The sequence below is a fragment of the Kitasatospora sp. NPDC098652 genome, from assembly GCF_044760155.1.
GTDB lineage: Bacteria > Actinomycetota > Actinomycetes > Streptomycetales > Streptomycetaceae > Kitasatospora.
In genome coordinates, this window is sequence record NZ_JBIWAQ010000009.1 from 124580 (window position 1) to 139544 (window position 14965).

General features: G+C 68.8%; 9 protein-coding genes and 1 pseudogene. 8 read left to right on the forward strand and 2 right to left on the reverse strand.

Features of this window, described 5'->3' with window-relative positions; all coding sequences use genetic code 11:
• The first annotated feature begins 25 nt into the window (after positions 1 to 25).
• The 3 genes from ACIQWA_RS20945 (at position 26) to ACIQWA_RS20955 (ending at position 8104) form a co-directional block, all read left to right on the forward strand.
• Entirely contained in the window at positions 26 to 7312 is a 7287-nt protein-coding gene (locus ACIQWA_RS20945) for a polymorphic toxin-type HINT domain-containing protein (protein WP_402484467.1), read from the forward strand.
• A 41-nt stretch (positions 7313 to 7353) separates the two neighbouring features.
• Entirely contained in the window at positions 7354 to 7749 is a 396-nt protein-coding gene (locus tag ACIQWA_RS20950; protein WP_402484469.1) for a hypothetical protein, read from the forward strand.
• 214 nt (positions 7750 to 7963) lie between these two features.
• Positions 7964 to 8104, forward strand: a complete 141-nt coding sequence (locus tag ACIQWA_RS20955; RefSeq protein WP_402484729.1) for a hypothetical protein — start codon at positions 7964 to 7966, stop codon at positions 8102 to 8104.
• A gap of 1026 nt (positions 8105 to 9130) precedes the next feature.
• On the opposite strand, the pseudogene ACIQWA_RS20960 reads toward ACIQWA_RS20955, so the two are convergent.
• Positions 9131 to 10389, reverse strand: a pseudogene (locus ACIQWA_RS20960) (replication initiator).
• A 328-nt stretch (positions 10390 to 10717) separates the two neighbouring features.
• On the opposite strand from ACIQWA_RS20960, the gene ACIQWA_RS20965 reads away from it, so the two are divergent.
• From ACIQWA_RS20965 to ACIQWA_RS20975, 3 genes are all read left to right on the forward strand, one after another.
• On the forward strand, positions 10718 to 11101 hold the full coding sequence (locus ACIQWA_RS20965; protein ID WP_402484471.1) for a winged helix-turn-helix domain-containing protein: 384 nt from the start codon (positions 10718 to 10720) through the stop codon (positions 11099 to 11101).
• A gap of 182 nt (positions 11102 to 11283) precedes the next feature.
• On the forward strand, positions 11284 to 11580 hold the full coding sequence (locus ACIQWA_RS20970) for a hypothetical protein (RefSeq protein WP_402484473.1): 297 nt from the start codon (positions 11284 to 11286) through the stop codon (positions 11578 to 11580).
• A gap of 84 nt (positions 11581 to 11664) precedes the next feature.
• Complete coding sequence (locus tag ACIQWA_RS20975; RefSeq protein WP_402484475.1) at positions 11665 to 11892, forward strand: hypothetical protein; 228 nt, start codon at positions 11665 to 11667, stop codon at positions 11890 to 11892.
• A gap of 541 nt (positions 11893 to 12433) precedes the next feature.
• Here the strand turns inward: ACIQWA_RS20975 and ACIQWA_RS20980 are convergent.
• Positions 12434 to 12631, reverse strand: coding sequence for a hypothetical protein (locus ACIQWA_RS20980; protein ID WP_402484476.1), 198 nt, complete (start codon positions 12629 to 12631; stop codon positions 12434 to 12436).
• Positions 12632 to 13123: 492 nt separating this feature from the next.
• Here ACIQWA_RS20980 and ACIQWA_RS20985 point away from each other — a divergent pair, with 492 nt between their 5' ends.
• Together ACIQWA_RS20985 and ACIQWA_RS20990 are read left to right on the forward strand one after the other, a co-directional pair.
• Entirely contained in the window at positions 13124 to 14143 is a 1020-nt protein-coding gene (locus ACIQWA_RS20985; RefSeq protein ID WP_402484478.1) for a hypothetical protein, read from the forward strand.
• Positions 14143 to 14964, forward strand: a complete 822-nt coding sequence (locus tag ACIQWA_RS20990) for a polymorphic toxin-type HINT domain-containing protein (RefSeq protein ID WP_402484480.1) — start codon at positions 14143 to 14145, stop codon at positions 14962 to 14964. The genes ACIQWA_RS20985 and ACIQWA_RS20990 overlap by 1 nt, the downstream gene beginning before the upstream one ends.
• Position 14965 lies beyond the last annotated feature (1 nt).

Genomic DNA, 14965 nt, shown 5'->3' on the forward strand with positions numbered 1-14965 from the left:
CACGGCGGCCGCCCTGGCCGTGTGCATGTCCGTGGTCACGCTCCCGTCGGTTCAAGCGGTCGCCAAGGCCGCCGCCCCGCCCGAGGTCTGGGTGCCGCCGAATACTCCGGTGCCGGACGTCCACCCGGTGAAGGGCACGAACGGCAAGCCCGCGGGCCACACGCCCGACCCGGGCAAGAAGTGGTCGCCACCAGCCGACTCCAGTCCACCATCGGGGAGAGCGACCGCCGTGCTCGGCGGCGCTGGAGTCGCCGGCAAGGCCGCCATGGCACCGGCGGCCGCCGATGCGTCGCCGACCGCCCTGCCGTCCCAGCCGGTCCAGGCGGGCTCCCTGCCGGTCTGGATCGCGCCCGTCGCGGGCGCCGAGAGCGCCGCCAAGTCCGCGGCCGCGGCTCCGGCGAACGATGCCCCTGCCGCCGCGCCCACCCTCCAGGTCGACCTGGCGGACCAGGGCCGGACCAAGGCCGCAGGCGTCAACGGCGCCCTGCTCGCCCTCACCGACACCGGCGCGGGCAGCCGGGCCGACCGGGTGCAGATCGGGATCGACATCCAGGCCTGGGCGAAGAACGCGGGCGCCAACTGGGGCTCCCGCGCCCGGATCGTCCAGCTGCCCGGGTGCGCGCTGACGACTCCCGGCGCCGCCGGTTGCACCACCCGTACCCCGGTCCGGTCCCAGCACGACGAGGCCACCGGCCGGCTGACCGTCGAGGTCGACGTTCCGCAGTCGACCGCCACCAAGTCCTCCGTTGCCAAGTCCTTCTCCGCCGGGGCGTTCGACAGCCCGGCGGCCGGTTCCTCCTCGAGCGTCGCGCTCGCCGTGGAGGCGGACGCCAAGGGCAGCAGCGGTGACTTCACCGCATCGCCGATCACCCCGTCCGCCTCCTGGCAGGCCGGTGCGAACGCGGGCAACTTCACCTACGGCTACACCGTCGAGCTGCCCTCCGCGCTGGCGGGTGCGGCGCCGGCGGTCTCGCTGGGCTACGACTCCTCCGCCGTGGACGGCAAGACCGCCTCCACCAATGCCCAGCCGTCCTGGATCGGCGACGGCTGGGAGTGGCACCCGGGTTCCATCGTCCGTGGCTACAAGAGCTGCAAGGACGCCGGGGTCGAAGGCTCCGGCGACCAGTGCTGGGGCGGTGACCTGCTCCAGCTCTCGCTCGCGGGCCACGCGGGCCAGCTGGTCAAGGACGACAAGTCCTGCGAGTGGCACCTCCAGGGCGAGGACGGCACCAAGGTCGAGCGGCTGACCGGCCAGAGCAACGGCGCCTGGAACGGCGAGGCCTGGCGGATCACCACCGGCGACGGCACCCAGTACTACTTCGGCGCCAACCACCTGCCCGGCGGCGACGGCAGCGACCAGGCCAGCAACTCCGTCTCCACCGTGCCGATCTACTGGCCCGGCGGGCAGGACCCGTGCCTCAAGGACGGCTCCCCGGCCACCAAGACCTGGAACCAGATGGGCTGGCAGTGGTCGCTGGACTACGTCGTCGACCCGCACCAGAACCTGATCACCTACCGGTACGACCAGGAGCAGAACTACTACGTCCAGGGCGGCGGCCAGAACAACGGCAACGGCCCCAGGACCCAGTACCAGCGCGCCAGTTACCCGACCTGGGTCGGTTACGGCCAGCGCCTGCCCGACCAGATCGCCGCCAAGGGCAAGGCCAACCCCGCCGCCCAGGTGTGGTTCCGTACGGCGGAGCGCTGCCTGCCGGACAGCGCCTTCTCCTGCGACCCGGCCCAGCGGAACAAGGCCAACGCCAAGCGCTGGCCGGACACCCCGATCGACCAGAACTGCGACGCGACCGGCGACTGCACCGTCTCCTCGCCCACCTTCTGGACCACCAAGCGGCTCACCAGGATCGACACCGAGGTCTGGACCGGTGGCTCATACCGCCAGGTCGACTCCTTCGCCCTCAACCAGTCCTTCCAGGACCCGGGTGACGGCACCTCGCCGTCGCTGTGGCTCGACTCCGTCCAGCGCACCGGTACCAACAACCGCACGCCCATCACCCTGCCCGCGGTGTCCTTCCAGCCGCAGCAGATCGCCAACCGCGTGGCGGGCAAGATCGTCCGCCCGGACGGCACCTCGGCCTCGATCGAGCCGTACAACCGCCCGCGCATCCAGAAGATCACCACCGAGACCGGTGGTCTGATCAACGTCGTCTACCGCCCCGCCGAGTGCTCCAGGGAAGCCGGCGGCACGATGCCGGCGTCCGAGGACAGCAACACCATGGCCTGCATGCCGGTCAAGTGGTACCTGCCCGGCCAGAGTGACCCGGACCCGGTCAACGACTGGTTCAACAAGATCATCGTGCAGTCGGTGACCCAGGAGGACTCGGTCGCCGGCGGCAACCCGATCGGCGTCACCAACTACGTGTACGGCGGCGGCGCGGCCTGGCACCGCAACGACTCCGAGATGCCCAACCCCAAGGCGCGCACCTGGGACCAGTTCCGCGGCTACGCCACGGTCACCACCCTCACCGGTAGCGGCAGCGACGTCGAGGCACCGCGTACCAAGTCGGTGGCCACCTTCCTCCGGGGCATGGACGGCGACGTCCTTGCCAACGGATCCACCCGCCAGGTGACCGTCACGGACGTCCACGGCGGAACGATCAAGGACGAGAACGTCCTGGCCGGCTACATCCGCGACTCCGCCAACTACAACGGTGAGTCGGGAGAGCTCCTCTCCACCACGGTCTCCGACCCGTGGATGGGACCGATCACGGCCACCCGCAGCCAATCCGGCGGGATGCCCGCGATCACTGCCCGGGCTGTGAACTCCCTCAAGGTGACCGACCGCGAGAAGCTGGCCAACGGCTGGCGCACCCGTGAGCGTTCCACAACCTACGACTCGACGCCGTTCGCCCGTCCGCTCACGGTCTACGACAACGGGGATCTGGCCCACCCCGAGCAACTGCTCTGCACCTCCTTCGAGTACGCCACCCGCCCCGGCGGCGCCGCCACGCAGCTTGCCTCGCACACCCTCGTCCTCAAGGGCGCCTGCGGGCAGCCGGCGAACAGGGACAACACGGTCTCCGACACCCGGGCCTACTTCGACGGCCTGCCGCTCGGCCAGGCCGGCGCCAAGTCGGAGCAGACCTCGACCGAGGTCCTGGAGCGGTACGACGCCAACGGCCAGCCGGTCTACCGGACGACCGGCCGGGCGAGCTTCGACGCCTACGGCCGGGTCGTCAGCACCGTCGACCCGACCCGCACCGACGCCGCCCACCAGACCGGCGCCGAGACCAAGACCGCCTACTCCCCGGCCACCGGCCAGCTGCCGACCCAGGTCACCCACACCAATCCGATGGGCTGGCAGACCGTCAGCACCCTGGACGTCGGCCGCGGCTCGCCACTGAAGATCAAGGACGAGAACGGCCGGATCAGCGAGCAGGACTTCGACGCCCTCGGCCGAGCGGTCGCGGCCTGGAGCCCGGGCAACGACCGGACCAAGAACCCGGACCGCCCGAACCGCAAGTTCTCCTACGCGGTCAACGGCACCAACGCGCCCTCGCAGGTGCTCAGTCAGGCCCTGATGGGCAGCCTCAAGCTCTACACCTCCAGCTACACCATCTACGACGGCCTCGGTCGCGTCCGGCAGACCCAGGCGACCCCGCCCTCGGGCGCCACCGGCCGCATGATCACCGACGCGCTGTTCGACTCGCACGGCTGGCAGACCAAGACCAGCGCCGCCTACTACAACGACCAGGCCCAGCCCAGCGGACAGCTCTTCCTGCCCAACGGCGGGGTGCAGCCGGACAGCAAGATCCCCGCACAGACCGTCCAGAAGTTCGACGGCATGGGCCGCACCGTCGACTCCGTCTTCCAGTCGTACGGCGTCGAGCAGTGGCGCACCCACACCGACTTCGTCGGCGCCGACGAGGTCCGGGTGACCCCACCGGCCGGTGGCTTCGCCAGCGCGACCGTGTCGGACGCCCGCGGCAACACCGTGGCGCTGCGCCAGTACAAGTCCAACACCCCGACCGGCGCGTACGACGAGACCACCTACGGCTACTCGCCGGAGGGCAAGGAGCTCTGGCGCAAGGACGCGGCCGGCAACACCTGGTCGTACGAGTACGACCTGCTCGGCCGCCCGGTGAAGACCACCGACCCCGACTCGGGTACCGGTACGACCTCCTACGACGACAGCAAGAACCTGGTCACCGCCACGGACTCGCGGGGCAAGAGCGCGACCACCGTCACCGACCTGCTCGGCCGCACCACCGCGGCCTACGAGGGCGGGGCGGTCGACCCGGCCAAGCAGGTCGCCGGTTGGACGTACGACAACCTCGCCCTGGGCAAGCCGACCTCCACGACCCGCTATGTCGGTGGCGTGAACGGTGCCGCCTACAAGTCGGAGATCACCGGCTATGACATCGGCTACCGCGAACTCGGCGCCAAGACCACCATCCCGGCGGTCGAGGGCGGCCTGGCCGGTGTCTACCAGACTGACAACACCTACGACGAGGGCGGCCGCCTGACGGCCACGGTCCTTCCGGCCGTGGCCGGGATGGCCCGGGAGACGCTGAGGTTCGCCCCTGACGACGTCGGCAACTTCGGCGGCCTGTCCGGCGCCTTCGGCCTGGCTGCGCCCAAGACCTATGTGGCCGACGTCCGTTACGACCCCTATGGCCGGCCGTTCCGCACCACGGTGGGCGGCGCCGGTACCCAGGTCGTCGCCACGATGGTCATCGACGACGCCACCGGGCGGGTCACCCGCTCGATCGTCGACAAGCAGACCGCCACCACCGCCCACGTCGACTCGGTCGACTACACGTACAACCCGCTGGGCCAGGTCACCTCGGCCCGCAACGCGCAGGACGGCCAGGTCGCCGACCTGCAGTGCTTCACCCACGACTACCTCGGCCGCCTCACCCAGGCCTGGACCGACACCGGCACCCAGACCACCAAGCCGCAGCCGAGCGTGCCCGGCATCGGCGCCTGCACCAACTCCGACGGCCCGTCCGTCGGTGCCGCGCCGAGCGTCGGCGGTCCGGCCCCGTACTGGCAGCAGTACGAGTACGACCTCATCGGCAACCGCACCAAGCTGGTCCAGAAGGACGTCACCGGTAACACCGCCAAGGACGTCACCACCACCCAGACCTTCGGCACGGGCCCCAACACCCCGTCCACCGACCCGAAGACGGGCGGCGGCACGGGCGGTCCGCACGCGCTGATGAAGTCCACCCGGACCGGCCCGGCCGGCACCGGGGTGACCTCGTACACCTACGACGCGGCCGGCAACACCACCGCGATCACGGACACCCCGGGCACCAGGACGCTGACCTGGAATGCCCAGGGCAAGCTCGACCAGATCACCGGCACCGGCGAGAACGGCGCCACCAGCTATCTGTACGACGTGTCGGGCAACCAGCTGATCCGCCGTGACCTCGGCAAGACCACGCTCAACGTGGGCGCGGACCAGATCACCCTGGACACCGCGACCGGGGCGATCACCGCGGTCCGCAGCTACTCGGCCCCCAACGGCCTGTCCATCACCCGCACCATGACCAGCGGCAACTCCACGCTCGCCTACCAGAGCGCGGACCCGCACGGCACCAACGGTGTCCAGTTCGACGCGGGGACCCTCGCCCACGTCCGCCGCCCCACCGACCCGTTCGGCAACGACCGCGGCACCCAGCCTGCGGCAGGCGTCTGGGCCGGCGACAAGGGCTTCGTCGGCGGCACCAAGGAGAAGGCCACCGGCTTCACCCTCCTCGGCGCCCGCGAGTACGACCCCAAGACGGGCCGCTTCATCAGCCCCGACCCCATCACCGACCCCGGCGATCCGCAGCAGTGGAACGCCTACGCGTACGCCAACAACAGCCCCATCAACAAGTCCGACGCCAACGGCCTGCGCGTCGACTGCAACCAGGAAACGGAGTGCACCGGCTGGTACGGGGACTCCAACGGCAACCTCACCGACATCGACCACGTCGCCCCGAAGCGGAAGCTCCCCACGGCACCGCCCACCCCGGCGGAGCAGCACGCGAAGGACGCCCTCGACGACGCGAACAAGATCGTCAACGAGAACAAGCGCAAGCGCGATGAACTCGTGCACAAGGTGGTCGACATCGTCGGCGACCTGATCGGCTTCAACGACGCCCGCGACTGCTTCACCAAGGGCGACGTGATGGCCTGCATCAACACCGCCCTCAACACCCTGCCCTGGGGCAAGATCTTCAAGGCCATCAAGGTGGGCATCCAGGCCCTGAAGATCTACAAGGAGATCAACAGGATCTACGACGCCATCAGGGGTGGCGAACGCGCAGCGAAGGAAGCCGAAGCCGCCTACGTCACCGCCAAGACCGCCGCATCGGAGGCCCGAGCGGCCGAAGCGGCAGCAGCCAAGGCAGCCGAAGAAAAAGCAGCAAAAGAATCAGCGGCCGACGCGGCAGGAACTTCGGAAAAGTCCGTAGCCAAGGAAGCCGACGACTCGGCGGGCGCCAGCTGCCCGATCCGTCGGAACAGCTTCCCGACCGGCACCCAGGTGTTGATGGGCGACGGGACGCTCAAGTCGATCGAGGACATCCACGAGGGCGACGTCGTCATGGCGACCGACCCCCAGACCGGCGAGACCCGCCCCGAAACCGTCACCGCCACCATCACCACCCCCGACGACAAGGACTTCACCGACCTCACCCTCACCGACGACGCCAACCCCCGCGGCCCCCCGGCCGCCGACCAGTCGAAGATCACCTCCACCCACCACCACCCCTACTGGAGCGAGACCCGCCAGCAGTGGGTCGACGCCGGCGAACTCACCCAGGGCGAAAAGCTCCGCCAGCCCGACGGCACCACCCTCACCATCCAGTCCGTCCGCAACTACCCCTACGCCGTCACCACCCACAACCTCACCGTCAGCCTGCTCCACACGTACTATGTGCTGGCAGGCGCGACGCCAGTACTTGTTCATAACTGCGATGAGGGGCACGCGGACGTCTATTTCGATGATGTCGAGGGGCACGCCTCGATCGCGGTTACGCATGAAGGAAATACGGTCCACAGCGATGCTGGCTGGAGGGCAAATTCTGGAGACCACTCTGTTGCTGCCATCCGTCCTGAAGGCGCCTCGCATGCGCCTGGAACAATTGTTGTCAGGGTTCCGCTTCCAAATGCCGAAAGGGCGCAACATGCCCAGAGGGCCATGGATGACTTCAGTCTGGGGCCCTATGACAGGAATACAAACAATTGCGTGACCTACTGTGCTCGAATCCTTGAGATTGGCGGATTCAAGGTGCCCGCAGAGGATTCACAGAATATTGCAGGATGGCTGCTAAATTCTTCGTATCCACAGAGGAGGCTGTAGATTTGGCTGCTAGCGGTTGGGAATCGCTCAAAGGAAAGCCAATGAAGTGGGAAGCTCCGGATAGGCTGCGGTCTCCAACGGCTTCGGCGACGATTAATCTCGCTGTTCAGATGATGGGCAGCAATATGATCGGCAACGAACTCATTGAGGTTGTTGCAGGATTTGTCTCCGCCAAGGCGCGAGTTGAACTGTGGGCGAGTCGCAGTCGGCCGCCGCTGACGCTTGAGCAGAACTTTGCTGTGGGGCAGGCCGCCTCGGATGCGCTGCGAATCGTCTATGAATCTTGGGTTGTGTATGAGCGGGCATACAATTCGACTGGTGGGAAGATCTTTCGGCTGGAGAAGGAGGCGAGTGCTCTCATTCTTGCGCTTCGGGAGGCTACGGCCATTCTCACGCGGGTGAGGGAAGAGGGTGGAGGAGATGCAGTGCCTAAGTAAGGCGTATGCAGGAGAAGGTGAGCCGGGAATCCGATGCGGGACCATGTCCACGGTGCATGTGGGCGATACGCCCAAGGGTGATCACGGTGCACCTGCCTCCCCTTGCAAGGCATGCTGGCGGGTGATGGATGGCTTGGGGGTGAATTACTAGTGAGCGGCGAACCTGCGGACTTTACCTCCCGATTGAATCCGGCAACAGTTTCTTGCCCTGCGGCTGGTCGGCTGGTACCCCGGGCGACATGTCGACGTGTCCTCCGATATCCAGTCCCTGGAGGCACAGGGGTACATCCCGCGTCCAGTGGCAATCGACTTTCTCGAATCCTTCCGTGGCCTCAAGGTTTGGACCAGCCCGTGAGGACGGGCCAAAATTCATCAACGGTAAACCGTTTTCGGTCGACACCGTGGGGGTCGGCAGCAGGCATGAGGAAGAATCCTTGGCGATCGGCTCAGCCATCGGCGGCACCTGGTTTTCCTGTCGGCTGATGGCTCAGCTATTCGCATATCTTCATGCGGCAGGACGGCGCTCTGGCTGCTTACGCGAATGGCCTGATCTGGAGTATCGGAAACACCTTACGAGGGCTTGGACCTCATGGTGAGTGTGGATCGCCCGCTGATCTGCGTTCATGCGCCTAGGGGGGGATGAAGCCGTGGCCCAAGTAGGACTCACGTCCCACTGCCGCTCGGCGAGTTGGCCTGATGCGCGGCGTCGCGGCTGCTCCCAGCCTTCGAGTTCTTCTTCTTCAAGATCTCCAGGAGACGAAAACCCAGTTCCGGTATTGGCAGTTCTACGGGGAATTTTCTAAAAGCGCTAGCGGCCCCGCCGGAGTCGTCCGGTGGGGCCGCTGGGGTGTTTGACGGCAGTAGTTGACGGCAACGTCAGTGGACGGGTGCTGCACAAATGGTGGTTCGTCGCCGTCGTCGGATCGGGTGGCGGGCACGGCGGGGTCGCGGAGGGCGTTGCAGAGGAGGTCGATGGCGTCGCGCTGGAGGCGGAGCCGGACGTGGGCGTGGGCGTACACGGTCGCGGTGACGCCGATGTGGGTGTGACCCAACAGCTCCTTGATGACGACGAGTTCGAAGCCCTGTTCCAGGAGGAGGGTCGAGCACGTCCGTCAGCAGAGGTACGGCACGCAGAGGGCGCCGCAGCTCGGTGTATACGCGGGCTTCCATGACTTGAAGTTCCCCGGCGTCCATCCAGTACAGGTACGACGGCGATTCGGTGCCGGCCGAGTCCTCGGCCAGGGCTTGGCCAGCCTGCCCGCGAGCGGTCATCGCCGGGCGGTCCTGACCGGCCCGGGTGTGTGCCCATGCCACGCGGTCCAGGTAGAACGCGCGAGCCTTGGGCGGGCCTCCGCACCGGCTTCCTCCACAGCGGCATTGGTCAGATGCACCGCGTCCGCCGTACGTCCGGTGTGCTGCACACCCCCGTGGTGGAGTAGTGGCGGGTGCGGGTGGAGAAGTGGCCTCGGAAGCCGAGCATGTGGGCCCACTGGCGCAGGCGGAGGTGGGTGTGCTGGGGCCGGGGTCCGAGGTGCCAGGCGGTGTGGATCATGCGGCGGGCGTGGTCGGTGAGGTCGTGCTGGGCGAGTTCGGCGAGGAAGCACAGTCGGCGGTCGAGGGTGCCGGTGGTGGTTTCGGCGCCCTTGGTGGCGTACTTGGCGATGTAGGCGGCGACGTAGCGGTCGGTGACGGGGGCGTCGCCGGTGAAGTCGATGCTGCGGATCGCGCGGGCGTCGATCTGCCGCCCGAACCGGAACACCGTGGACTCCGACGGCTTCACCCCGTCGGTTTCCCCGGATGCGAAGCGGTGCTGGTGCCGGACGCGGGCCCGCTGGTGGGGCCGGTGGGTCCGTCGATGCGGATGACGGTGTGGAAGTGGATCTGGCCGCGCTTTTGGTGTTCGGCGACCTCGGCGTAGGAGAGCGTGGCGTGGTGGCGCAGGGTGCGTTGGGTGAGTCCGGCGGCGTTGGCGATTTCACGGCGCATGTGGGTGGTGAAGCGGGCCCACAGGGCGGGCGCGTGGGCGTTCCACAGCACCGCGCCGGTGTAGTCGTACCGCTGCGGGTTCAGCGGGGTGCCGAGGAGTGGGTCGCCGTCGGCGTGCCGGGTGCCGCAGGCGCAGGGGGTGGCACCGGGCTGGTTGTGGACGGGACCGAAGCCGGGGGCGGTGAGGGTGGCGAAGACGCGGGGATGGGTGGCGACGCTGGTGGGGATTGTCTTGCCGCCGCGCAGTCCGGCGGCGATGAGCTGGTAGGTGTCGTAGCGGTAGACGGTCGAGCAGGCCGGGCAGCGGGTGGTGCGGCGGTTGCCGCACCGCAGCAGGAGTTCGCCGGCGGTCAGGTGGCGGGTGTCGAGGTGGTCGAGGATCTGGCCGGTGGTGGCGTCGAGGCGGGTGCGGTGTCCAGTCATGCGGATCGGGCGGGCGCAGCCGCCCAGTGAGCCGATCTGGCGGGCCAGGGGCGCGAGGTAACCGGCGGCGGCGAGCTTGGCCAACCGGGCCGTCAGCCGCGCCCGGCGTTCCAGCGCCGAGTCCCTGTGCGCGGACGTGTCGGCGCCCCTAACGAGCGCCGGTGCGGCGAACGCCCCGTTAGCCGGAGCGGAGGTGGTTGCGGGGGAGAGGAGTTGGAGCAGCGCGGGCATGGGGACAGACCTCCGGCGGGAGTCGGGAGAAGAGGAGAGGTGAACCGAGTGGCCGGCGCGCGAGGGAACGGCGGGCGTGGGAGGTGGGCCGGGGGCGTCTGGCCTGGTCAGCGGTGGTGTTCACCGGCGGTGCGTGAAGGTGGCATCGCTTCAAGGGCGCATTCAAGTGCATCCCTCCTCATCTGTTTCGGTGGGCGGTTCGGATGCGGGTACTGTGGCCTGGTTTTCCGGTTTGGACGGGCCGGGTTTCGGTGGTAGTGGCGCAGAGAGGGCGGGGTGACCTGCGGTGACGGTGGGGCGGCGGGGGCGTAGACCGGCGGGCGGCACGGTGCTGCTGACGTTCGAGGTGATCGCCGAGGCGCTGCGGGAGCGGATCCGCTCCGGTGGGCTGGAGCCGGGGGATGCGCTGCCGACGCAGGCCGTGTTGATGGCGGAGTACGGGGCCTCCAGCCTGTCCGTGCAGAAGGCCATGGCCCTGCTGAAGCAGGACGGTTACGCGATCTCCCGGCCCGGCAAGGGAGCCTTCGTCGCCCACCCTGACGCCGACGCCAACGAAGACCCCGGCAGCCTGGACGTGGGGAGCGCGCCCGTCGGCGGCCTAGTGGCCCGCGTGGAGGCGCTGGAACAGGCACTGGCCGAGGCCGTCGGGCAGATCGCCGACTTCCGCACCCGCGTCGAGGCTGTGGAGCTGGGCGGCACGCACCAGGGTTGACCTGGGGATACTCCGCTCCACGGTCACTGGATCGGGTGAGATACCCGACCCTCGACACGTCGTGCACGTGGCGCGGATGGGGTCAGCTCGGGACCAGGGCCTGGCCGGGCGGTGGTCGTGTCGACGCCTGGGGTGCCGGGGAGGCAGACTGGCCGGGGAGTCGTAGAGGCAGGGAGGTGGCCATGTCGGTGCAGTCGGTCCACATGGAAGGCGCTGGCGAGCGGGTGCCGCGCAACGCCGAGGGGATTGCGGCGGCGTTGTCCGGGGCGCGGCGGATGGAGTTCTACCGCGAGCTGCTGGCGGCGGCGCCGCAGGAGGCGGAGGCGGTGCTGCGGCACTGGTGGTGCGAGGCGGTGCTCGACGCCGACCAGGCGCGCGGCGACCAGCTCACCGCTGCCGCCCTCGCTGGCACGCTGCCCCTGCGAAGCGTGGCCGACGCGGTCGAGGCCCGGCGTGCGGCAGAGCTGCCCGTTGAGTGACTCCGGGGTGCCGTACGACGAAGGCGAGGACGGGGTGGACGACGATGAGTGGCCCTGCTACCTGTCCCGGAGGTCGAGGCTCTGTTGCAAGACCCCGCCGTGACCGGCGAGGTCTTCAGCGCCATCATCTCCGCCACCGTACGGATCAACACCACCCGCGGCCTGGTCCCCGGCAGCACGGCCTCCGAGCGATGGCCCCAGCAGCGACGGATGCCGCTCGGGTCCGGCGGCTCCCTCGGCGTCGCCGAGTACGTCATCGTCGCCGACGCCCCCGAACCCCACTGCGTCGTCACCCGCGTCCAGCTCTACTGACCAGCCACCCCACCCAGGCACGCTCCCAACCCTCGACGCCGACCGCAGGCGTGCGTCCAGATTTTCTCTAGAGGTTCAAGGCGGGCTCCGCCCGTTGGAGCTGGCCCGACGTCGCCGACCGACCCAGACCGGACCAGCACCGGTGGCCCTCGCGGATGTCGGCGGTCAGCGGTCAGCCGGGTCGTGGGCGGGTTCGACCGGTGCCCGATGGGAGCAAGTTGTGGGGTAAGCGGTGCTTACCCCTGGGCCGACCAGGGCCGGAGCAAGTTGTGTCCTATGGACTCCTTGCCCGCGTCGCGGAGCAAGTTGTCGTCTGCGACCGTCCTACGGTCGGATCGCGGGCACAGGGTCGGCCAGGGGTCCGACCCTCCGTTTCCACCGCCGGGCCCGCCGAGGGCGGTGTCCGACGCGGCCCCGGCTCCGCAGCGCAGGCTCCCCGCCGACCGCTCCTGTGCCGAGCGACCACACCGTGCGCCAGCCCGCCGAGTGCCGAGACGCCCGCAAGCAGCAGTCCGAACTCGCCCCCGCGCGATCGGGACGATCAGGACGCCAGCAGCTCGGCGACTTCGGGAACGTCGCGGAACGCTCGCAACCGGTCCAGCACGATCCGTGCGCGCTCGGTGGTGCGTTCGCTGCTGCTCTGCCCCAGGGAGACCATCCGGCCAGCGGTCCCGGCTGCGGCCTCGGGCTCGTTGGCGTCGGCGTAGGCCACGGCCAGCCAGGACACGTACAGCGCCAACTCCCTCGCGTGACTGGCGTCGTAACGACCCAGGGACGTCCGTCAGCAGCGGTACGGCACGAAGCGGCCGGTGCAGCTCGGTGTAGACGGCCTTCGCCGGCGCCTCGGAACCGGCCTCCTCGACGGCGGCGGTAGCCAGGTCGACCGCGTCGCGGGGGCGTCCGGTGTTGCTCCACTGGTAGGCCAGTGAGCCCGCCACGTTTCCCGACAGCACGCCGTCCCCGGCGGCGCGGGCGGCATTGATCCCGAGCCGGTAGATCCGCTCCGCCTCGGCATGCTCGCCCGCATCGGATGCGACCCAACCGGCGATCTGCGCCAACTCGCCAATCGCCCGCAGCAGTTCACGGCCCACCTGGTCGGTGTGGGTGCCCTCGCGGTAGAGCGTGACCGCCGCCCGCCGCCCGCCGCCCGCCGCCCGCCGCCCGCAGCAGCCCGCATGGCCGGGGCGATCGAGTCCTTGCCGTAGACCACGTCGTCCGCCAGCCGCAGGCCGTGCACCCGCTGAGCCAGGTCGGCAACCCGCTGGTCGTCACCAACTACGTCTACGGCGGCGGCGCGGCCTGGCACCGCAACGACTCCGAGATGCCCAACCCCAAGGCGCGCACCTGGGACCAGTTCCGCGGCTACGCCACGGTCACCACCCTCACCGGTAGCGGCAGCGACGTCGAGGCACCGCGTACCAAGTCGGTGGCCACCTTCCTCCGGGGCATGGACGGCGACGTCCTTGCCAACGGATCCACCCGCCAGGTGACCGTCACGGACGTCCACGGCGGAACGATCAAGGACGAGAACGTCCTGGCCGGCTACATCCGCGACTCCGCCAACTACAACGGTGAGTCGGGAGAGCTCCTCTCCACCACGGTCTCCGACCCGTGGATGGGACCGATCACGGCCACCCGCAGCCAATCCGGCGGGATGCCCGCGATCACTGCCCGGGCTGTGAACTCCCTCAAGGTGACCGACCGCGAGAAGCTGGCCAACGGCTGGCGCACCCGTGAGCGTTCCACCACCTACGACTCGACGCCGTTCGCCCGTCCGCTCACGGTCTACGACAACGGGGATCTGGCCCACCCCGAGCAACTGCTCTGCACCTCCTTCGAGTACGCCACCCGCCCCGGCGGCGCCGCCACGCAGCTTGCCTCGCACACCCTCGTCCTCAAGGGCGCCTGCGGGCAGCCGGCGAACAGGGACAACACGGTCTCCGACACCCGGGCCTACTTCGACGGCCTGCCGCTCGGCCAGGCCGGCGCCAAGTCGGAGCAGACCTCGACCGAGGTCCTGGAGCGGTACGACGCCAACGGCCAGCCGGTCTACCGGACGACCGGCCGGGCGAGCTTCGACGCCTACGGCCGGGTCGTCAGCACCGTCGACCCGACCCGCACCGACGCCACCCACCAGACCGGCGCCGAGACCAAGACCGCCTACTCCCCGGCCACCGGCCAACTGCCGACCCAGGTCACCCACACCAATCCGATGGGCTGGCAGACCGTCAGCACCCTGGAGTGGTCCTGATGGCGGACGGCACCACGAAGGCCAGTGAAGTCCACGACGGTGACGTCGTGATGGCAACCGATCCCCAGACCGGCGAAACCCGCCCCGAAACCGTCACGGCCACCATCACGACCCCCGACGACAAGGACTTCACCGACCTCACCCTCACCGACGACGCCAACCCCCGCGGCCCGCCCGCGGCCGACCAGGCGAAGATCACCTCCACCCACCACCACCCCTACTGGAGCGAGACCCGCAACCAGTGGGTCGACGCCGGCGACCTCACCCCGGGCGAACAGCTCCGCCAGCCCGACGGCACCACCCGGACCATCAAGTCCGTCCGCAACTACGCCTACGCCACCACCACCCACAACCTCACCGTCAACCTGCTCCACACGTACTATGTGCTGGCCGGGCAGACTCCGGTCCTAGTTCACAACTGTGAATCCCTGAACCTGGGATCGGGCGACAACCCAATGTCCGGTGCCGTGAACGTGGACCTCAAGGAAAATCCGGGCGTCGATGTGGTTGCGAACGCTGGTGCACTCCCATTCCGTGATGGATCGTTCACCAGCGTTCATTCTATCAATCCGTATGGTTTCCAGCCGGTGTCTGCGGAGACGGCCCGTGTCATGAGGCCCGGTGGAATTCTTATGGTCACAGGCGCCAAGTCCAATAAATGGAGGAAAGCCAGCGCCGATGCGATTCAGGAGGCAGGATTCGAGTTGGTCTCAGTCGGGGAATTGGCGCCGGAACATGCATTCGGAGTGATGAGGCGGGCTGACGGTGGGGAAATTCCAGCCGGCGCTCGTTTTGAGACTAGGATCTACAGGAGGCTTTGAC